Annotated in this window: 21 protein-coding genes, 1 tRNA gene and 1 other RNA gene; 13 read left to right on the forward strand and 10 right to left on the reverse strand. The window is 40.9% G+C overall.

All coding sequences use genetic code 11. The features are described 5' to 3' along the window. The first annotated feature begins 132 nt into the window (after nt 1-132). Together HMPREF2832_RS01650 and HMPREF2832_RS01655 are read left to right on the forward strand one after the other, a co-directional pair. Entirely contained in the window at nt 133-807 is a 675-nt protein-coding gene (locus HMPREF2832_RS01650; protein ID WP_070505329.1) for an ABC transporter ATP-binding protein, read from the forward strand. Between the two features lie 2 nt (nt 808-809). Beyond that, nucleotides 810-1,517: an ABC transporter gene (locus HMPREF2832_RS01655; RefSeq protein WP_070505330.1), complete on the forward strand. Its 708-nt coding sequence runs from the start codon at nt 810-812 to the stop codon at nt 1,515-1,517. 288 nt (nt 1,518-1,805) lie between these two features. Here the strand turns inward: HMPREF2832_RS01655 and HMPREF2832_RS01660 are convergent, their stop codons facing one another. Next, nucleotides 1,806-2,339 carry a hypothetical protein gene (locus HMPREF2832_RS01660; protein ID WP_021154311.1) on the reverse strand — a complete coding sequence of 178 codons (534 nt, stop codon included), beginning with the start codon at nt 2,337-2,339 and terminating at the stop codon, nt 1,806-1,808. Nucleotides 2,340-2,554: 215 nt separating this feature from the next. On the opposite strand from HMPREF2832_RS01660, the gene HMPREF2832_RS01665 reads away from it, so the two are divergent. The 3 genes from HMPREF2832_RS01665 to HMPREF2832_RS01675 all read left to right on the forward strand — a co-directional run bounded on the left by HMPREF2832_RS01665 (nt 2,555) and on the right by HMPREF2832_RS01675 (nt 4,696). Then, nucleotides 2,555-3,085, forward strand: a complete 531-nt coding sequence (locus tag HMPREF2832_RS01665) for a hypothetical protein (RefSeq protein ID WP_024056220.1) — start codon at nt 2,555-2,557, stop codon at nt 3,083-3,085. Between the two features lie 209 nt (nt 3,086-3,294). Further along, entirely contained in the window at nt 3,295-3,882 is a 588-nt protein-coding gene (locus tag HMPREF2832_RS01670; protein ID WP_003004721.1) for a type IV toxin-antitoxin system AbiEi family antitoxin domain-containing protein, read from the forward strand. Further along, nucleotides 3,875-4,696, forward strand: coding sequence for a nucleotidyl transferase AbiEii/AbiGii toxin family protein (locus tag HMPREF2832_RS01675; protein WP_003004480.1), 822 nt, complete (start codon nt 3,875-3,877; stop codon nt 4,694-4,696). The genes HMPREF2832_RS01670 and HMPREF2832_RS01675 overlap by 8 nt, the downstream gene beginning before the upstream one ends. A 504-nt stretch (nt 4,697-5,200) precedes the next feature. On the opposite strand, the gene HMPREF2832_RS01680 is transcribed toward HMPREF2832_RS01675, so the two are convergent. The 8 genes from HMPREF2832_RS01680 to HMPREF2832_RS01705 all read right to left on the reverse strand — a co-directional run bounded on the left by HMPREF2832_RS01680 (nt 5,201) and on the right by HMPREF2832_RS01705 (nt 11,868). Next, nucleotides 5,201-6,346 carry a low temperature requirement protein A gene (locus HMPREF2832_RS01680; protein WP_049473941.1) on the reverse strand — a complete coding sequence of 382 codons (1,146 nt, stop codon included), beginning with the start codon at nt 6,344-6,346 and terminating at the stop codon, nt 5,201-5,203. A 347-nt stretch (nt 6,347-6,693) separates the two neighbouring features. Next, complete coding sequence (locus tag HMPREF2832_RS01685) at nt 6,694-7,704, reverse strand: YeiH family protein (protein ID WP_003009857.1); 1,011 nt, start codon at nt 7,702-7,704, stop codon at nt 6,694-6,696. A gap of 318 nt (nt 7,705-8,022) precedes the next feature. Continuing rightward, the gene (locus HMPREF2832_RS09745) at nt 8,023-8,439 is read right to left on the reverse strand and encodes a helix-turn-helix domain-containing protein (protein ID WP_071788307.1); all 417 of its coding nucleotides are present in this window, start codon (nt 8,437-8,439) and stop codon (nt 8,023-8,025) included. A 573-nt stretch (nt 8,440-9,012) separates the two neighbouring features. Further along, nucleotides 9,013-9,528 carry an HdeD family acid-resistance protein gene (locus HMPREF2832_RS01690; protein WP_003004261.1) on the reverse strand — a complete coding sequence of 172 codons (516 nt, stop codon included), beginning with the start codon at nt 9,526-9,528 and terminating at the stop codon, nt 9,013-9,015. A gap of 218 nt (nt 9,529-9,746) precedes the next feature. Further along, entirely contained in the window at nt 9,747-10,163 is a 417-nt protein-coding gene (locus HMPREF2832_RS09755; protein WP_083306305.1) for a helix-turn-helix domain-containing protein, read from the reverse strand. Between the two features lie 96 nt (nt 10,164-10,259). Continuing rightward, nucleotides 10,260-10,332: transfer RNA gene (locus HMPREF2832_RS01695), tRNA-Lys, on the reverse strand. Between the two features lie 5 nt (nt 10,333-10,337). After that, nucleotides 10,338-10,530, reverse strand: a non-coding RNA gene (gene ssrS / locus HMPREF2832_RS01700) — 6S RNA. 66 nt (nt 10,531-10,596) lie between these two features. Next, nucleotides 10,597-11,868: a replication-associated recombination protein A gene (locus HMPREF2832_RS01705; RefSeq protein ID WP_070505331.1), complete on the reverse strand. Its 1,272-nt coding sequence runs from the start codon at nt 11,866-11,868 to the stop codon at nt 10,597-10,599. Between the two features lie 114 nt (nt 11,869-11,982). Here HMPREF2832_RS01705 and HMPREF2832_RS01710 point away from each other — a divergent pair, with 114 nt between their 5' ends. From HMPREF2832_RS01710 to dtd, 7 genes are all read left to right on the forward strand, one after another. Continuing rightward, nucleotides 11,983-12,453: a DUF3013 family protein gene (locus HMPREF2832_RS01710; protein ID WP_049473933.1), complete on the forward strand. Its 471-nt coding sequence runs from the start codon at nt 11,983-11,985 to the stop codon at nt 12,451-12,453. A gap of 12 nt (nt 12,454-12,465) precedes the next feature. Beyond that, nucleotides 12,466-12,909: an NUDIX hydrolase gene (locus HMPREF2832_RS01715; protein ID WP_070505332.1), complete on the forward strand. Its 444-nt coding sequence runs from the start codon at nt 12,466-12,468 to the stop codon at nt 12,907-12,909. Beyond that, complete coding sequence (locus HMPREF2832_RS01720; RefSeq protein WP_070505333.1) at nt 12,906-13,802, forward strand: GIY-YIG nuclease family protein; 897 nt, start codon at nt 12,906-12,908, stop codon at nt 13,800-13,802. The genes HMPREF2832_RS01715 and HMPREF2832_RS01720 overlap by 4 nt, the downstream gene beginning before the upstream one ends. A gap of 10 nt (nt 13,803-13,812) precedes the next feature. Then, the gene (gene prmA, locus HMPREF2832_RS01725) at nt 13,813-14,763 is read left to right on the forward strand and encodes a 50S ribosomal protein L11 methyltransferase (RefSeq protein ID WP_070505334.1); all 951 of its coding nucleotides are present in this window, start codon (nt 13,813-13,815) and stop codon (nt 14,761-14,763) included. Between the two features lies 1 nt (nt 14,764). Further along, a complete protein-coding gene (locus tag HMPREF2832_RS01730; protein WP_049473929.1) occupies nt 14,765-15,508 on the forward strand; it encodes a 16S rRNA (uracil(1498)-N(3))-methyltransferase in 744 nt (247 codons plus the stop codon). A gap of 173 nt (nt 15,509-15,681) precedes the next feature. Beyond that, nucleotides 15,682-17,901, forward strand: a complete 2,220-nt coding sequence (locus tag HMPREF2832_RS01735) for a RelA/SpoT family protein (RefSeq protein WP_070505335.1) — start codon at nt 15,682-15,684, stop codon at nt 17,899-17,901. 215 nt (nt 17,902-18,116) lie between these two features. After that, complete coding sequence (gene dtd / locus HMPREF2832_RS01740; protein WP_013904523.1) at nt 18,117-18,560, forward strand: D-aminoacyl-tRNA deacylase; 444 nt, start codon at nt 18,117-18,119, stop codon at nt 18,558-18,560. Nucleotides 18,561-18,581: 21 nt separating this feature from the next. On the opposite strand, the gene HMPREF2832_RS01745 is transcribed toward dtd, so the two are convergent. After that, on the reverse strand, nt 18,582-19,235 hold the full coding sequence (locus HMPREF2832_RS01745; protein ID WP_013904524.1) for a metal-dependent transcriptional regulator: 654 nt from the start codon (nt 19,233-19,235) through the stop codon (nt 18,582-18,584). A 124-nt stretch (nt 19,236-19,359) separates the two neighbouring features. Here HMPREF2832_RS01745 and HMPREF2832_RS01750 point away from each other — a divergent pair, with 124 nt between their 5' ends. Beyond that, nucleotides 19,360-20,385: a DUF3114 domain-containing protein gene (locus HMPREF2832_RS01750; protein WP_013904525.1), complete on the forward strand. Its 1,026-nt coding sequence runs from the start codon at nt 19,360-19,362 to the stop codon at nt 20,383-20,385. Nucleotides 20,386-20,616: the final 231 nt, after the last annotated feature.

Raw genomic sequence — 20,616 nt, forward strand, 5'->3', positions numbered from 1 at the left:
AGGCTAGGACTTTTGTCCCAGCCTCTTTTTTGACCATTCGCGACGATTTTTTGACCGATTCTGACAGAGAGCTCCAAAGACGGTCCCTTTGAAGTATACTGTACACAAGATCAATAAGAAAAGAGGGATCGTATGTTTCAGGTAGCATCTATTACAAAATCATTTAAGGAGAAAGCTGTATTAAAGGGAGTGTCTTTTTCGATAGAAGAAGGAGACAAAATTGCCTTGCTGGGAAATAATGGGGCAGGAAAAAGCACCCTGTTCAACATTATCGCTGGGCAACTTCAGGCCGATTCAGGGACGATAAAGACTTCGCTTGATTTTCAAAGGGAAATTGGGATGATGCCTCAGGGGGATCTGCTCATCGAGGATTTAACCCTTGCTGAATTCGTCGAATTAAAAAGCCGGATGAATCAGCTGAAGCAGGCTGATATCAATGGACTCTTAGAGATGGTCGAATTGAGAGAATCAAGAGTGCAGATGGTGGGCAGTCTTTCCGGTGGTCAAAAGAGACGCTTGTCCTTGTTGTTAACTATTTTGAATCATCCAAAGTTGATTTTTTTAGATGAGCCAACGACTGGCATGGACTTGGAAGCAGTGGATAATTTTTGGAAATTACTGGAGCAGCAAGAATTTACATCTGTTGTGGTGACCCATGATTTTAACCAAATTGATGCCTTTTTTACAAAAGTCCTGATTTTAAAAGACGGTCGAATTGCTGCAACAAAGGCTGTTGAGGACATTCACCAGGCTGGTCAAACCATTGAGCAGTATTTCCGAGAAGAGATGAATAAAGGAGGGGAATAAGCATGAAAAAGATTCAATTAAAACAAGTTTTACGAAATAAGCGCTTCGTATTATTCACCATTATTTTACCCATAGGCTGGTATATCTTCTTTTATCAGCTTCAAAAAGGGGTTTCACCAAGTATTTTATTAGGCATTGCCGTATTTATCGGGGTCATTGGCAATAGCCTTGCAACCTTTAGTAAGCGGATCGCCTCAGATATCGGCTTTTATTCTTTTGAATCCCACTTTACAAGCTATAGTGTCAAGAACTATTTATGGGATCAATCGATCGTACAACTGATATTGAACAGCTTGATCTTTTTAGCAGTGCTAGTAGTTGCTGTTATAGGTTTTCACTTTCCGGTGACGACTAGCCTGTTGGTGCAATTTTTCCTCTTATCCTTGATGGGGATCTACTTTAGTGTGATTGGCTTTGTACTTGGGGTCAGGGTAGATGCCAAGACGATTGACACCATTGGCTTTCCTGTCATTATTTTGGCCGCCATGACCATTATTCCCTTTGATACGCTTGGCGCAAGTGGAGGATTTATGGACTTGGTTGGCAAGCTACAACGGGCTTTCCCAGGCTATTATTATACAAAGCTGATCCAAGATTTGACCGAGAAACAAACGATCGATGCCACCCAATTAGGACTCTTTGTTGCTGTATTTGGATTGAATTTGCTATTTTTCTATCTGCTCGTACCCAAAGGAAAAATGAGGAACTAAGAGCAGTTAAAAAAGAGAGTGGGACAGAAATCGGTAATTCGTTAGTATTCGATTTCGTTGTCCCACCTCCGCACAGTTGAGTAAGGCTGTAAAAGCTGATGAAATCAGCGTAGTATATCCCACTCAACCACTGCGTCTTGCTCGACAGTCCAAAAACAATTGAGAGGCCAGGACTTTTGTCCCACCTCTTTTTCTTTGCTACAAAACGGTTATTTGATATTCGTTCGTCAAGTACTTGGAAAGATTTTGCTATTCTAAAATTCTAATGGAGGGCTTTTTTATTACATGCTAATAGAAAAAATCAATGCCGTAGTTTTCTTTTAGATAGGTCGCTAACTCGGCTTTTTCTTCCTCTCTAAATCGACAGAGGCTAAGGGCGAGACGCAATTTCAAGGTGCTTGTATTGATGATGATGTTTGACTTAGAGATATCTTCTAGCTGGGTGACTTCTCTGAGGTTAAAATCTAAATAGCAAGCCTTGCTGTTGACATGATCAGGGTCGCTGACGTCCACTTCAACATACGATGCTCGCAACAATTCTTCTTTGGGAATGAAGATTTCTTTTGAGAAGAAGAGTCCGGGATAGACCTCAATACCTTCAAAGGTGAATTCAAAGGAGACTCTGCGGCTAGTCAGTCTTTTGATGCCTGCAATCGTTGCATAGATAGCAGCGAAAAAGAGAATGGTTGAAATCACAGTGGGAAGATTTAGTTGAGAAAAGTCGATCAATCCATGAGCGGGAGAAAAGAAAAATTGAAAGGATACACCCGCCGCAAAGATTAGATAACCGACACCAACAAATTTTGAATAATAGATTTTCATTTTGGACTCCTTACATTTCAAATGCATGAAAACTTGGAATTTCAAGTACCCTTATCATAGCGGATTCGGTGAAGAGCTGTCAAATGTTTGGTAGGGTTCTTGTGATTAGATCATTTCAGGTTATGGTATACTAGATGGAAAGTGTGGCTAGGAGTGAAATGAAAAGCTGCTGTAGAAATCATAACCGGGTCAATGCTGGTAAGAAAGGAAGACAAATGGTAACACCCCTGATATTTATTATTTCTCTCGTCTTGCTTTTGCGTCGTTTTACAAGCAAACGTTCACGAAAGATCATTGGATTCTTATATGCTTCATTTGCAGTCTGGTTTGTTTATTCGATCCTTACTTATGGAAGCTACACCCTCCAGCCTGGTCAAAGTGTTCAATTGAGAGTTTATCCCAATACGGATCAGCTAGAATATAGGTCGGAACTCCAGTTTAAAAAATTTGATGATGCTAAGTTAAAATTGTCCGGTCGAAAAGGTTGGGGGATGAAAGATAGTCACATAGTCTATAATGTTGAAAAGCAAACAATAACGGAGCTCATTTTTTTAAAAGACAAAACAGAGCGTAAAGACTTACCAAATGATAAAAGTAAGAGTTTCTATTTAGAAAACGATGGAATAGTGATTCAAGGGGAAGTAGAGGAAGTATTTGGGGTGACGGAACGAAAGCCCTACAACATCACCATCACCAATGTAGACGATAAACCAGCCCACTTTGAAGCGCGAGTGGTGGACCGGTGAACTGTGAACTGGACCTCCATCTACTCCAGCCGCTTCAGTCCAAAGAATTGGGACGATGTGACCGTCAAGGATATTTGGAGAGAGGATTTTGGAAAGTGATGTCGGAGCTATTTGTCCGGCATCTTTTTATGAATAATCGTTATTGTTACTTTTGTGCGTGTGATATGATATAATAAAAGCACAGAAGTAACAACAATAGGAATGCTGAAATGATTCAAAAACAAATACAGGAAATGCTAGATCATCAGTCTATTATTAGAACATCTGATGTAGTTAAAAAAGGGATCCCAAAGCCTTACCTAAATCGAATGGTGGAAAATGGTCAACTCATAAAGGTTGCCAGAGGGATTTATATCACCGATTGGTCTCAGTATGATGAGTATGCCATTTTCCAACTCCAACATCAAAAAGTGATTTATTCTTATCTATCAGCATTGTATCTCCATGGGCTGATAGATGTTATCCCTAAATACAAAGAAGTGACGGTCTATACAGGTTATAATCCTCATCGATTTCCTAAGGAGGTAAAAAGGCATTTCATCCAGAAAGAATTGTATGAAGTCGGTGTGACAAAGCTACAAACGTCCTTCGGAAATGAAGTAAGGGTATATGATTTGGAGAGATCGATATGCGATCTCATTCGCGAGCGACAAAAGATAGATGTGGAAATATTTTCGACTTCTTTAAAGAGATATATTCAATCTTCAAAAAAAGATCTACGAAAACTCTACAAATATGCGCGAGAGTTTCATGTGCTCGAAAACGTCCAATCATTGATGGAGGTCTTATATGAATAAAGATAGATTGATTGCTCTGTGCCATAAAATTTCAAACGAAAAACAGGTAGATTTCAATGTTGTGCTAACTTATTATTTTCTAGAAACGATACTTGCAAAGATAGCATCTAGTCCGTATAGTCATAACTTTGTATTCAAGGGAGGATTTCTTTTATCCAATATTATTGGTGTTGAAAGTCGAACAACTTCTGATATGGATTTTATTTTAGAACAATTTAAGATGGACAAATCTCTACTAGAAAGTACTTTAAAGGAAATCCTAACTGATGATTTGGTTCATTATGAAATTACTAAGATAAGTGAAATTAAAGATGAAGATCCTTATGGTGGTTATCGAATCCATATTTTATGTCGGCTTGATAATATACGTCAGACAATTCCTTTAGATATTGCGACTGGTGATCCTATTACTCCCAAATCCGTTTCCTATCGTTATCATAGTCTCTTTCAAGAGATTGACTATGAGATCGTGGCCTATAATTTGGAGACAATATTGGCTGAAAAATTAGAAACGATTTATCGAAGATCTTTCTTTAACACTCGAAGCAAGGATTTTTATGATGTGTATGTAATTTATAGTATGGAAAAAAGCCGATTGGATAGTAAAAAGCTTCGATCAGCTTGCGAGGCAACATTTTCCTATCGTCAGACAACGTTAGATGTAGTAGATTTTCAAAATATGATTGATGAGATGAAGGATGATATAACATTGGCGCGTCATTGGGAAAATTATCAGTCTCATTACCCTTATGCAACTTCTATTTCTTTCAGGGATGTTTTGGAAGTTGTTCAACAGCTATTGTTAGAATTATGATACCTAATATAGACTTTCATTAACAAACTACCTCCGAGGTGGTTTTGAGATTATAACGATGTGTTAGATAAAAGCGAGCTTTGTCATGAAGCTCGCTTATTTGTATTCATAAAAAAGTGAGCTAAGTACTCTTAAGACAAGCAAAAAAGCCTTGGTTTTCAAGGCTTTTTGTGCATAAAAAATGCCCCCTACATGAATTTGGAAGGCTTTTTCATCTTAAAAGTAATTAAAAATATTGAAATATAAGTGATTTTAGGAAGATACTTGAAGTGATTTTAAATGAAATTATTTAAAAATGGGGCAAAAGTGGGGCAAACACGAATGACTCATAGAGGTTTCCTATTTGGTTTGAAAACCTATAATACCTAATGATTATGCTATACTAGATATATAGTGTTGTTATAAATAAATGTCAGTGCGAGTTCAAATCGGAGGATAAAATGGAAAAACAAATTAATGAAAAAAAGCCTTGGTTCCCAAAGCTTTTTTTATGTTATAAACTCATTAAAACAACTCCCAGTAAGGTGTGGAATGTTTTTTAGTCTGTGTCATATAAAAATAAATAGAATGAATAGCTATAGCTAGAGCTAAAATGGTTGTAATACTTACTACTATTATAGGATTAGAAGCAAAGATTAAAGAGAGAATCAAGGCAGCCAGATAGAGTGTAGCTTGGACACAGTAGTAACTTTTCGAATAGCGAAGATAGTGTTTGTTATAGGGCCCATTTGCTAGGACAGCAGCTTGGAAGAGGCCAATTCCGATATAAAAGAAGCTGGTTGCAAAGAGAAGATTAGTTTCAGGATTCAGAAGAAAACTCATCGAAACGGTCATCATAAGAAGTCCAATGAAAATAGGATAGTGACTGTAAATTAGAAATAGTCCCTTTTGATTAGATTCTTCATCAATAGCATGGTCGAATTGAACAAAATAAAACAAGAACAGAGAAAGCATAATAATGAAATAAAGAACCGAATAAATCGAGAAATTCTCGATTGTAAAGAAGTTAACTAGCCCCATAATCATCTCTCCAAACGTAATAATGACAAGAAGGGAGATGCGCTCGATTAAATGGGGGAGAACTATCTGGAAATGATCATCTTTACTAATCGAGGTAATTGGCGTAATAAATGTTAGCAGAATACTAGCATAAAGGATATAGACTCCAATGTAAATAGGAAGAAGAGCTGCTAGATAGATTTCTAAACTTCGTAGACCTGTTATCCATAGAAAACCTTTGATACTTTCCCTATGAACATTATCGGTTGATTTTTTAAAAAACTCAACCAAATATTGAAAAAATAAGGTAAGGGTTAATGTACCAATAGCCCAACAGACATAATGAAAATATTGTTGCCAATCATCTTTAATCAAATTGGATATAAAGAGTAAAAGTCCCATATTGATAAACATGATTACCATGTTAAATACAGAGTTCTTTCCATAGCGATTGGTATAAACGGTTTGAATCATCCAGGCATTGATGAGAAGCAAGACAGACATGAAAAAATCAAGCAAAGAATTCCAAGTCAAAATACCGTTATGAAGATGGTGAATTAAAGCAGTTACTTTTGAAATCGCAAAAACAAAAACTAGATCATAAAAAAGTTCTGAATAATTTACACGTTTATGTTTAACAAGAGTTGTCATCTCAAGTCCTTTCCATTCTAGAAGTACGATTTATTATAACAGAAAATGGTAATGAGAGAAAAGGATATGCTTAAATAACTTCATGTGACGCGAATTGTCAAAACCTTGGAGCACATTTACCTCATGTACCAACTTACAGGCGGAGTGTTTGATGATTGGTAATAAAGAATGGGTAATGAAAAAATTATCGAAATGGATAGGGAATATCCCTTTTTATTTTGCTTTAAATCAGATTTTTGGATGGAATAGTAGATGATAAGACAAAATATCTTTGAAGATACAAAAAGACAAACGCCAAAAATGACGTTTGTCTACGTTCTGAGGTAGCCTTTAGGCTCCCTTTTTTCTTAGAAAATACCGATGAGTAATTGCATGCCAAGACTAGTCAGGATGATAGCGATCCAGCAAAGGGCTCCAAGAAGAATGGATTTTCCACTGGATTTGATCATAGCAACGAGGTTAGTTTTGAGACCAATAGCACTCATAGCCATGATGATGAGGAATTTGGAGAGCTGTTTGAGAGGTGAAAAGAAGCTATTGCTAACACCAAAAGAAGTAAGGACGGTAGTTAGCAGAGAAGCTAGGATGAAGTAGAGAATGAAAACAGGGAAGATTTTTTTAAGCTTTACTCCTTGGTTGTTGTCTTGTTGACGGCTTTGCCAATAGGAGAGGAAGAGAGTAATAGGGATAATAGCTAAGGTACGAGTCAGTTTGACAATGGTTGCAGATTCTAGAGTATTGGTATGATACAGACTATCCCAGGCGCTAGCTGTGGCTGTTACAGAGGAAGTATCGTTGACCGCAGTACCCGCAAAGAGAGCAAAACCTTCGTTGGAGAGATGGAGCCAAGAACCTAGAGTTGGAAAGATAAGAGCTGCCAAGACATTGAAGAAAAAGATAACAGAAATGGCTTGGGCTACTTCTTTTTCCTTGGCGTGAATAACAGGAGCAGTCGCTGCAATGGCAGAACCGCCACAGATAGAAGAGCCTACCCCAATCAAGGTAGCTAGCTTTGTATCCATGTTAAAAAATCGTTGGAAAAAGAAAGCAATAATTAAAGCGATAGAAATAGTCGAAAGGATGACAGGAAGGGAAGATTTTCCAACTGCGAAAACTTGAGAGATATTGAGTCCAAAACCAAGTAAGATAACAGCATACTGAAGCAATTTTTTGGAGCTATAAGTCAAACCAGCATCCAGTTGTTTATAGGGAGTGAGAAAGGGGTAGAGAATCATTCCGATAAAAATGGCGAAAACAGGTGCTCCCACAACAGGCAGAAAGCCTCCTAAAACCCAAGAGATGATAGAAATGATCAGACAGACTAACAGTCCTGCCCAATTTTTTGATAGAAATGACATAAAAACCTCCGAAAATAAATACTCCTTATTATAATCTTATCTGTCAGAAAAGTAAAATAGAAATTAGGAATAAGGTTGTAAATTAACGGAATTTTGCGGTCAGAGAGCTTTTGTAGTTTAATAGATATATGTTCTTTGATCAATAAGGATGCAAATGTGGCATATGTTATTGAAAAAAATGAATTTGATGAGCCTGGATATGTGAAGTAATTATGTGAGATAAGAAAATAAATAAGAGAGTTGAAAATGTACTGATCCCAAAAGTTAGACAGAAAAAATCTAACTTTTGGGGTCAGTACATATCCTCGCTTTTTTTATTTAATCTAATAGCTCCTTATTTTCAATTAAGAGCTCTAGTGGAGATTTATCTCTTGCTTCAATAAAACCAGGTTCATATTGGGTATGAAGTGTTCTTTTCTGAGAAGTTGGATCAATATACAACTCTTTTCCATCTTCTGTGTATAGTTGGTTGCCTCTTGTTAGGTAAAGTAAATCCTCTAAGTACTGTCCATCAGTATGTAGGAAATGCTCGATGTATTTGACAGCTTTTAAGATTTCACTTACTTTATCAGAGTATTCATTAGATTCAAGAACACTCTTTTCTAACTCAATCTCTTTACTCGTTCCAAAGAGTTGGGTTGGAGTTGCATTAAAATATTCTGCTATCTTATCTAAATTTGCAAAGGTAGGATAGCTTTTTTGTTTTTCGTAATCAGAGATGGACTGTTTACCGATTCCTAATTACCTCAGTCTCTTCAGTCTGTTAATTTTTTTTCGAAAATTTCTCTCATTAGTTAAATTAAATGGTTCTTTTCAATTAAGTTTTAACTTCTATCTGGTAAGTAAAAGGAAAAATAATACCCGTGGTGCTAGTTAAACTCAAAATACAAGAAAAGCCTAAAAGGACTATACTGTAAGTGACAAAACAAAACAGGAGGATAGTCCAAATGAGCCACTTACATTAGTCCTGTGAAATACAGAACTAAATCCTTCACTTAAATTACTTGTCTAACTTTTTGGGGTCAGTACAAACAGTGCTTTTTTTGTTGAAATCGCAAAGAATCTAAGCTTTCTTTTTGCAGATAACATTCGCTCTTTTATTTTCGGTATGATTGAGTCGATGCCCCGTTCTCGACCGGTTATTATTGCAACTTATCGAATGCTAGAGCACTATGCCATCACTTTTTGGAAGAATACTTGGAGCAATTCTACGCAGAATGGAATGCGAAAAAGTGATAATTAAAGAGACAAAAAAGCTGAGAATATGATTTCCCAGCTTTTTTGAATGCGATAGAAATAGCAACTAGACTATTTACGAAAGGCCTCAATAATGTAGGTGAAGCCAGTAACTAAAAATGAAAAGGCAATGACATAAACGACAAAGACACCTGTAGCCACTGGATTGAACAGAATCACTAGACCTAGTAAAAATTCAAGCAAGGCTACCCACATGATATTGCTACCAATAATAGGGAAAATCAATCTTAGACGATTGCCTTTAAAGAAAGCAATAATGGCTTCTACAATTAACCAAATTCCTACAATGGTCGGAATGACGACCGGCAGGGTCACAAAGCCATAAGCAACGAGGTAAAGAGCTAAGAGAAGACTAACAAATCCTTGGAAAAGATAAACAGGTGAGCGAAGCTCTTTTGGTGCAGAGAAATAGCCTAAAATAGCTGCTATAGAAGAAACCAGTAAACCAAATGAAATCCACCAGCTGTAAGCAACAAGATTAGCTACTGGGTTTGTAAATAGGAAAAGTCCTAAAAGGACAAAAACAACTCCTGCAAGGAATAGCAGTAAACGATTAGAAAATTTCATTTCAATACCCCCTATATAGTATAGTTTGCTAATAAAACTATTGTACTTATTTTTATAGAAAATGTCAATAAAATAAATAAACAATTTGGAAGTTTCAGTCTGACTTACAAAAAGAAAAGGAGTTTTCACTCCTTTTCACAGATTGAAGACAAAGTCCTTATAAAAGTGTCTTCTAAAGATTTTAACTTCAATCTGAAGCGAGGTTATCCTCGCTTTTTCTATTTATCAAACAATTCCTTATTTTCAATTAAGAGTTCTAGTGGAGATTTATCCCTTGCTTCAATAAAACCAGGTTCATATTGGTTATGAAGTGTTCTTTTCTGAGAAGTTGGATCAATATACAACTCTTTTCCATCTTCTGTGTATAGTTGGTTGCCTCTTGTTAAGTAAAGTAAATCCTCTAAGTACTGTCCATCAGTTTCTAGAAAATGTTCGATGTATTTGACAGCCTTTAAGATCTCACTTACTTTATCAGAGTATTCATTCGATTCAAGAACACTCTTTTCTAATTCAATCTCTTTACTAGTTCCAAATAGTTGGGTTGGAGTTGCATTAAAATATTCTGCTATCTTATCTAAATTTGCAAAGGTAGGATAGCTTTTTTGTTTTTCGTAGTCAGAGATGTCTGGAAAGATTGCTCATAAAAAAATGTGGGGCAAATGATGGGGCAAATCAGTTATAGACAAACAAAAAAGCCTTGTAAATCAAGGCTTTTTCCTGTTGTATGTAGATGCCCCCTACAGGGCTCGAACCTGTGACCCATAGATTAAGAGTCTACTGCTCTACCAACTGAGCTAAGGAGGCAAATATAAAAAGCTGTATTGGTGCCGATACTTCACGATTTGTATTGAACCCGCGCAATTAAGCAGGTGGGCAACTCGCTCTGACTTAGCTGCTTCCGCGTGAAACGGCCTGCATACTGCCAGAAGTCTTTTGTTTCCCTAATAATACAAAAAATAGTCGGTCAACACTTAAGTGTGAAGTCGTACACCACAGCGTTTCTATATGTATATGATACCACATTTTGAAAATATTTCAAGGAAAAATCTCAATTTTTTGAAACCGATGTCACTTTTTCTTAAATTGATCAATCTTCTCCTTGGTGGCTCCGAGAGCACGCTCGTACTTGCCATTTTCATTGGGAATAAAGTAGGAAGCGTGTTTGAGCTTGTCTGGCAAGTAGTCCTGATTGACCCAGTTGCCAGGGTAGTTGTGAGGGTATTTATAGTTTTGCGCATTTCCCAGTTCCTTGCTTCCAGCATAATGACCATCGCGGAGGTGGCGAGGAATAGGAAGGTTGCCAGAACTTCTAAGATCAGCCAGCGCCTTGTCCATGGCAACGTAGGCTGAGTTGGATTTCGGCGAAAGGGCTAGATCGATGACGATGTTGGCGATGAGAATGCGGGCCTCAGGAAAGCCGATGCGCTCAGCTGCTTGTAACGCTGTCACGGTATGAATCTGCGCATCTGGATTGGCCAGACCGATATCCTCATAAGCGATGACAGTCAAGCGACGAGCTAGGCTGGGTAGATCTCCGGCTTCGATCAAACGAGCTGCATAGTGGAGACTAGCATCGACATCCGAACCACGGATAGATTTTTGCAGAGCAGAGAGCACGTCGTAGTGGCCGTCTCCATCTTTGTCCATGGTGATGTAGCTGCGCTGGAGACTGTTTTCCATGATCTCTAGCGTAATATGGCGAATCCCTTCTGCATTTTCAGAGGTCGACAGCACCGCTAGATCGAGAGAATTAAAGGCAGAGCGAAGATCTCCATTGGTTGAGGTAGCGATGAAATCCAAAGCGTCCTCATCGAGCACGACTGGAAAATCAAAGCCACGGTCGGAATCATCCAGCGCCGTTTTTAGAGCTTGCTTGACCTCCTCCGTCGTCAACGGTTCCAGCTCAAAGATTTGTACGCGGCTACGAATAGCGGGTGTGACAGAGAAAAAGGGATTTTCAGTCGTTGCACCGATCATGATGACCAGACCGCTTTCGAGCAAAGGCAAGAGAAAATCTTGCTTGGTTTTATCAAGGCGATGGATCTCATCCAAAAGCAGGACCAAGCCACCTGAAAACTTGGCTTCCTCTGCGATTTCTTGTAGGCGTTTTTTACTGTCAACCGTTGCATTAAAAGTCCGAAAGGCATACTTAGTCGTTCCTGCGATCGCAGAAGCAATACTGGTCTTTCCGATCCCCGGAGGTCCATAGAGAATCATAGAGGACAGACGATTGGCCTCGACCATGCGACGAATGATTTTGCCTTCTCCAACCAGGTGCTGTTGACCGATGACTTGATCGATCGTCCGTGGTCGCATACGGAGTGCGAGATTGTCGGGCATTTCCTTCTCCTTTCTAGCTTTGTCTCCTTTCAAAGAGGAGTTTTTTATGGTAAGATTGTAGTAACTATTGTATCATATTCCGCTCTAAGAGTGGGAAATTAGAAAGAGGACGCTATGTCTAAATATGGATTTTTGGATATTTTAGAAGAGGAGATGGACAAGGTTTTTCCTTTTGATTTTGAGATCAATTGGGATAAAAAAAACCATGCGGTAGAAGTGGCTTTTCTCTTGGAAGCACAGAATACGGGAGGGGTTGCACTGGTTGATGAAGCTGGCGAAGAATCTGACGAGGATATCTTCTTTGAAGAAGCCGTCATTTTCTACAATCCAGCCAAGTCTCATGTGGAAGAAGATGCCTATTTAACAGCGATTCCTTATGAGCCTAAAAAAGGATTGTCTCGTGAATTTCTAGCCTATTTTGCGACTTTCCTTCGGGATACAGCTGAGTTGGCCTTGGATGAGCTCATGGATTTTTTAGCAGACGAAGAGGCAGAGAGCTTTGAGATCGTCTGGAACCAAGAAGTTTTTGAAGAAGGCAAAGTCGGCCTAGAAGAAAGCACCTTTTATCCTTATCCGAGATACTAGGAGGGGAAGCTCATGCTTGAGGATTGCTTAGAAGCACGATTCGAATTTACGGGTTGTAAAATTGCTTTGATTTGTGAGGGGCAAATTTTGACCATCTTGCGCGATGATAAAGAAACGATTCCTTACCCTAATATGTGGGACTTGCCAGGTGGTGGTCGGGAAGGAAATGAGACACCTTTTGAGTGTGTAGCGCGTGAGGTTTATGAGGAATTGAGCATCCAACTGTCGAAAGATGACGTCATCTGGTCTAGGATCTATCCTGGCCTCTTGGATGAGACGAAACAGTTCGTTTTTCTAGTTGGCAATCTAGCCCAAGAAGAGTTTGAACACATTGACTTTGGAGATGAGGGGCAGGGCTATAAGTTAGTGAGCTTTGAAGAGTTTTTAACGTCAGATCGTGTTGTTCCCCAATTGCAAGAACGGGTGAGAGATTATGTGGAGAAGAAATTAGGATGAAGCGTAGTAAAAATATCAACATGTTTCTCATGGATGGAGAAGTTACTGGTATAATCAAATGTACCTTGTCCAATTGGACAGGTGTGATCTATAAAATTCCACGCATTCAATTATCAGATTTAAAATCACGTGACGAAATGAAGCAAAGTGGCATTTATTTCTTATTTGGTCGTGATGAAAATAAGCAAAAGGATGTTACCTATATTGGGCAGTCGACGAATCGCAAAAATGGTGAAGGTGTCCTTTTACGTGTTCAGGAACATACTCGTGATAACCATGCAGATTATTTTAATGATGTGATTATTTTGACGACGCAGAATAATTCCTTTGGTCCCACAGAAATTAGTTACTTGGAAAATAAATTTACACAACTAGCAAAGGACGCGGGGCGCTTTATTGTCAAAAATGGGAATGAGCCCAATTCTGGGAATGTAACAGAAGAAAAGCAGTCTGAGTTGGATGAGGTTGTAGAAAATACTTTGATGATTGTAGGAACCTTAGGGTACCGAGTGTTTGTTCCTATGACCAAGAAAACAGATCAGAATGTTTCTAATGAAAATTCAACTCATCTCTATTTGAAGCGAAAAACAAAGAAATCAAATCGAATGATTGAAGCTATCTGCGAACAGACTTCGGAAGGTTTTGTTGTTTTAGAAGGCAGTCAAGTGGATGAGGTTGATTCACCCGCAATACCAGCAAGTCTAAAAGAATTGCGTAAGGAATTAATCAAATCAAATGTGATTAAAGATGGTGTTTTACAAGAAAAACAACTGTTCTCCAGTCCATCTTACGCAGCCGCTTTTGTACTAGGCATGAATACGAATGGTCGAACGGATTGGAAAAATAAGGACGGTAAGACTTTAAAAGAATTAGAAGAAACAATGGATTGTTAAGGAGAATCAAATGGAAACATGGCAAGAGTTAAAAGTTACAGTGAAGCGTGAGGGTGAGGAACTAGTCTCCAACCTCTTGATCGAGTTAGGTGCCCAAGGGGTCGCGATCGAAGATAGCATGGACTATGTGGGCAACGTGGACCGCTTCGGTGAGATTTTTCCTGATGTCGAGCAGCAAGAAGAAATCGTGGTGACCGCCTACTATCCTGAAACGGTTGATGTAGCAGCGGTTGAAGCGGATTTGCAGGCTCGCTTGGCAGAATTGACAGATTTTATGGATCTGGGCGAAGTTAAGATGGGCACGACTGCCTTGGCTGAGGAAGACTGGGCCGACAACTGGAAGAAATACTATGAACCAGCTCGTATCACCCATGACTTGACTATCGTGCCGTCATGGACGGACTATGAGGCGACGGCGGGAGAAAAGATTATCAAACTGGATCCAGGGATGGCCTTTGGGACAGGAACCCACCCAACAACCAAGATGAGTCTCTTTGCCTTGGAGCAGGTTCTTCGTGGTGGGGAGACAGTGCTAGATGTGGGGACAGGTTCAGGTGTCCTTTCCATTGCCAGCTCGCTTCTTGGCGCCAAGGAAATCTTTGCCTATGACTTGGATGATGTAGCCGTTCGTGTCGCTCAGGAAAATATTGAACTCAACCCAGGCATGGAAAACATCCATGTAGCCCCAGGCGATTTGCTGAAAGGCGTGGAGATTGAGGCAGATGTCATCGTGGCCAACATCCTGGCGGATATCCTTATCCATCTGACAGATGATGCTTATCGCTTGGTCAAGGATGAAGGTTATCTCATCATGAGTGGCATTATCAAGGACAAGTGGGACATGGTGCGCGAGTCGGCTGAGTCAGCAGGATTCTTCCTTGAAACCCACATGATCCAAGGGGAATGGAATGCCTGCGTCTTCAAGAAGACCAAGGATGTCTCCGGTGTGATTGGAGGCTAGCATGCAGCAGTATTTTGTAAAAGGTTTGGCTAGCTCACCTGTCACCATCGAGGACAAGGAAACCAGCAAGCACATGTTTCAGGTCATGCGCTTGAAAGAAGACGATGAGGTGACTTTAGTCTTTGATGATGGGATTAAGCGCTTGGCGCGCGTGGTCAATGTGGAGTCCCGTCAATTGGAGCTGATTGAAGAATTAGCTGACAATGTGGAACTGCCAGTTCAAGTGACCATTGCATCAGGCTTTCCCAAGGGAGATAAGCTGGAGTTCATCACTCAAAAAGTAACAGAACTCGGTGCCAGCCAAATCTGGGCCTTCCCTGCAGACTGGTCCGTTGCCAAGTGGGACGGCAAGAAGTTGGGTAAAAAGGTCGAAAAGTTAGAAAAAATTGCCCTTGGAGCAGCCGAGCAAAGCAAGCGGAATTTGGTCCCAAGCATTACCCTTTTTGAGAAAAAGTCTGACTTTCTAGCACAACTTGACCAGTTTGACCGGATCGTGGTGGCCTATGAAGAGTCGGCCAAAGAAGGAGAGGCAGCCGCTCTGATTCAGTCGCTGACCGGATTGGAAACTGGAGCTAAACTGCTCTTTATCTTTGGGCCAGAGGGAGGCCTCTCCCCTGCAGAAATTGAAAGTTTTACAGTTAAAGGAGCCATTCTTGCAGGACTTGGTCCTCGCATCCTGCGAGCAGAAACAGCGCCACTCTATGCCCTCAGCGCCGTGAGTGTTGTCACAGAATTAATGAACTAACGAAGTGAAGAAATCGCTTCGTTAGTTTTTTTACAAAAAACTTTTACGAATGATGAAAGCAAGGTGGATCCCAGAATGATCTTCGAGAAGTATCCGTATATTAAAGTAGCTTCATTGGTTCCCATCTGCTTCTAAAAGTGTTAAAATAGTATCCAAGAAACTGGAGAAAACGAATGCCGAAAGAAGAGAATTTAACAGGGGACCAAGTCGTTGCCCTTACAAAAAAATATTTATCACCTGAAGATGTTGCTTTTGTACAAAAGGCTTTGGTCTATGCGGTTGATTGCCATAATGGGCAATTCCGTCAGTCTGGCGAGCCTTATATCGTCCACCCGATTCAAGTGGCAGGAATCCTTGCCAAGCTGAAACTGGATGCTGTGACGGTCGCCTGTGGCTTTTTGCATGATGTCGTAGAAGATACGGATGCGACTTTAGATGATTTAGAGCGCGAATTTGGTCATGATGTGCGCGTGATTGTCGATGGGGTGACCAAGCTCGGGAAGGTCAAGTACAAGTCCCATGAAGAGCAGTTGGCGGAAAACCATCGCAAGATGCTTATGGCCATGTCTCAAGATATCCGTGTCATTTTGGTCAAATTGGCAGACCGCTTGCATAATATGCGTACCCTCAAGCATTTGCGCAAGGATAAGCAAGAGCGCATTTCGCGTGAGACCATGGAGATCTATGCACCACTAGCCCACCGTCTCGGGATTTCCAGCGTCAAGTGGGAGCTTGAAGATTTGTCTTTCCGTTATTTGAATGAGACAGAATTCTACAAGATTTCTCATATGATGAAGGAAAAACGTCGCGAGCGAGAAGAGTTGGTCGAAGAGGTTGTCCACAAGATTGAGACCTATGCTGGAGAACGCCATCTGCATGGGAAAATTTATGGTCGACCAAAGCATATCTACTCGATCTATCGCAAAATGCAGGATAAGAAGAAACGCTTTGATGAAATCTATGACTTGATTGCCATCCGCTGTATCCTGGATACTCCAAGTGATGTTTATGCTATGCTAGGCTACATCCATGAGCTCTGGAAGCCAATGCCGGGGCGTTTTAAGGACTATATTGCCAACCGGAAGGCCAATGGCTATCAGTCTATCCATACGACTGTATACGGCCCTAAGGGACCGATTGAATTCCAGATCCGAACCAAGGAAATGCACGAGGTTGCCGAATACGGGGTTGCGGCTCACTGGGCCTATAAAAAAGGAATCAAGGGTCAAGTCAACAGCAAGGAATCGGCTATTGGGATGAACTGGATCAAGGAGATGATGGAACTCCAGGACCAGTCAGGCGATGCTAAAGAATTTGTTGAAAATGTAAAAGAAGACATCTTGGCAGAAGAGATTTACGTCTTCACACCAGATGGAACCGTGCGCTCGCTTCCGAAAGATTCTGGACCGATCGATTTTGCTTATGAAATCCACACCAAGGTTGGGGAAAAAGCGATTGGTGCCAAGGTCAACGGCCGGATGGTGCCCCTCAATACCAAACTTCGGACGGGAGACCAGGTGGAGATTATCACCAATGCCAACTCCTTTGGTCCGAGCCGTGACTGGCTGACACTTGTTAAAACTAGCAAGGCGCGCAACAAGATTCGTCAGTTCTTTAAAAATCAAGACAAGGAATTGTCGATTAACCGTGGTCGGGACCTCTTGATGGCCCAATTCCACGAGCATGACTTGGTAGCCAATAAGTTCATGGACAAAAAGCACATGGACAAAGTGCTACAAAAATCAAGCTATAAGACAGAAGAAGCCTTGTTTGCGGCGATTGGTTTTGGAGAGATCGGAGCTATTACCATCTTTAACCGCTTGACGGAGGATGAACGCCGGGAAGAAGAACGGGCTAAGGCACGCGCAGAAGCAGAAGAGCTGGTCAAAGGTGGCGAGGTCAAGGTTGAAAATAAAAAAGACACCCTGAAGGTCCGTCACGAAGGTGGCGTGGTTATCCAAGGTGCTTCTGGACTCTTGATTCGGATTGCTAAGTGTTGTAATCCAGTTCCAGGTGATGAAATCGTCGGCTACATCACCAAAGGACGCGGCGTTGCCATTCACCGTCAGGACTGTATGAACCTCCGAGCTCAAGACAACTACGAGCAACGCTTGATCGATGTAGAATGGGAAGATAACAATACGACCAAGGACTACATCGCCCATATTGACATTTATGGACTCAACCGTGCAGGTCTTCTTAACGACGTGCTCCAAGTCCTCTCCAATACAGCTAAGATGATCTCAACTGTCAATGCTCAACCAACCAAAGATATGAAATTTGCCAATATCCACATTTCCTTTGGGATTCCGAACCTATCGATGTTGACAACAGTTGTGGATAAGATTAAGAGTGTGCCGGAGGTGTACTCTGTTAAGCGTACCAACGGCTAGTCTTCTGCGAAAATCTACTTCATACTGCGTTAGTTTCGACTGGCCTAACTACAGTTATGCCTGCGTCTCACTGCCTTGTCTGATGTTGATTTTCTTTGAAGAAGCTAGGATATGTTCAGAACTCTTTTATTGCTTGGTTAGCTCGTCGTCTGAGGTTGATGTTTTTTGAAGGTCAGCAGTGAATGTTCGATAGATTTATAAAATAGGATAATAAAATGAAATTAGTGATTCAACGGGTCAAGAGTGCCTCGGTTTCCATTGATGGTCAAGTCTACAATGCGATCCAGCAAGGTTTGCTGCTTTTGGTGGGAGTAGGGCCTGAGGATGACCAAAAGGATTTGGAATATGCGGTTCGAAAGGTATCGCAGATGCGTATTTTTTCAGATGAGGAAGATAAGATGAATCTTTCAGTCAAAGATATCCAAGGAGAAATTTTGTCGATTTCTCAATTCACCCTCTTTGCGGAGACAAAAAAAGGCAACCGTCCTGCTTTTACAGGGGCTGCCAAGCCAGATATGGCCAGTCAGTTATATGATGCCTTTAATGATCAATTAGAAAAAGAAGTCCCTGTCAAACGAGGGATCTTTGGAGCCGATATGGCGATTGAATTGATCAATGATGGTCCAGTGACGATTTTGCTAGATACAAAAAATCCATAAATAAGAAAGCATGTGGTCGGATTAGACTGCATGTTTTTCGATATAAAGTTGTTGGGCGATCACTTGGTTGATAGAAATTTCTTGTCCATGGATAACGAAGTGATAGAGGCCTGTGTAGTCATCATACCGTTGAAACGCGATGGTATCACCAATTTGGAGATGGATCTGGTCTAAGAATTTTAACAATTCATAGGTGTCGTAGACCCTTTGCAGAATATACAGACCAGGTTGGGTCGTTTCACTGAGACGGCCTTGGTGGGCTTCGACAAGCCTTTCGCCTTTCTTTGGAATTGTCCCACCGTGAGGGCAGGTCTTAGGATTCCCAAGCATGTGATCCAGTCGGTCGATGAAATGTTCAGAAACGGTATGCTCGAGAACTTCTGCCTCTTCATGGACTTCCTCAGTTGTGTAGCCAAGATTTTCCAGCAGAAATACTTCGATCAAGCGGTGCTTGCGGTAGAGATCAGAGACCAATTGCGAGCCCAGATCTGTTAGTAGATAGCCATGGGTCTTATCTTTCACCAAGAGGCCCTCAGAGATCATGCGCTTAATCATCTCGGTCACAGCGGGTGGAGAGACCTGCATGCGACTAGCGATTTCCTTATTACTGATTTTTTCTACTTCTGTGCCAATTTCATAAATACACTTGAGGTAATCTTCTTTGTTTGGTGTCATGCTTTCCTCTTTTCTTCGCTCACTTCTAGTATATCAAAAAAATCCTCAAAAACGCTAGTGGAGTAATGAGAATTGTCTCAAGCTCCAAAAGATGGTAGTATAGAATCATAGAAAGGACGGCATCATGAACAGACGGGAATTAGCGAGACTAGGCTGGAGAGAAAATAGTTTAGCCTATCTAGAGAAGCACTTGCAGGGATACAAAGATCCACAAGCCTACCAAGAACAATATCAGTCTGTCTTTTTCTTTGCCAGTCCTCTGTTTCAAAACATGTGGTTTCAAGAGATCAAAGATCTAACGGAAACTGCTGCCCAAGACTTGCTGAGGGGAGTCATGAAAATTCTTCTTATGCCAAGTGACTTGTCTGGAACTTGTGAAGAAACAGCCTTTCTTCTGAGTAGGATGGCTCCAGATTGTCCACCAGGTTCCGACTTTTGGAAGGCTTTTTCACGCGTCGTGCAAATCGCTTTTAAAAAGGATCACTTAGCAGATCAGTCGGGAGATCAGCTCTTGAAACGCCAGGTTCACCAGTTGCGCTACCTACTTTCAAGTTACCAGGCACAATGGATTCGGACGCATGAGGCAAGAGCTGGACAGACTGACGAAGAGGCCTTACAAGCTTACCTACAGGAGGCTAGAGCGATCACGGTGGATGCTTATGCGGCTGCTCGTCTTCACAATAAGGTCTCCCTAAGGTCAGATGGTCACCTTCATTATCCATCAGGGGCTTTCCAACAAGTCAATTTCAAGGTCTTGTTAAATTTTCATACGGAGTATATTCTCGATCTAGCTGGGCATTTCCTCAATGAAGTCGATCCAGTAGAAATTTCTGAAAATGGCATTGTCAATGGTGCCAGTTTTAACTACGGGTTGGCTAGGGGCCGGACCCATAAGGACTTAGATATTGACCCCGTCAAAGCTTGGGACCCAGCCTTTCGCAAGCAGGTCCTCTATCAGCAAGGTGTTCGCTATCTAGCTCCGAAGAATGACCGCGGTATCGAGGGATACTGGAGTCGAAAAGGAGTCTTTGCACAAGGAGGCCAGAGCTACAAGCAACAAGTAGCAAGACGCGTGCGAAGTTTCCTCAGAGGCATCCCTCGCTTACGCTGGCGGGTTCTCCTCCAGAATGGGCTCCATCGGATTTTATAACAACGAAAGAACTGTTATTTTACATAAAATAGCCTAAGAGATTCTTAAAAGAAGTTAAAACAGTTAAGTTCTTAGAGCTGATCTATCAGGTGATGAGCCTTTCCGCTGTGAGAAAAGTGCTTGAAACATTGTTGTTTCAAGTACTCGGGAGTTTTGAAACGTTAGGTTCAAAACTAATTGAACACGGGCTGCGGATCGTGTCAAAAAGATAAGTTTTCCTAGAATCAAAAG

The organism is Streptococcus sp. HMSC073D05, from assembly GCF_001812015.1.
Lineage (GTDB): Bacteria > Bacillota > Bacilli > Lactobacillales > Streptococcaceae > Streptococcus > Streptococcus parasanguinis_D.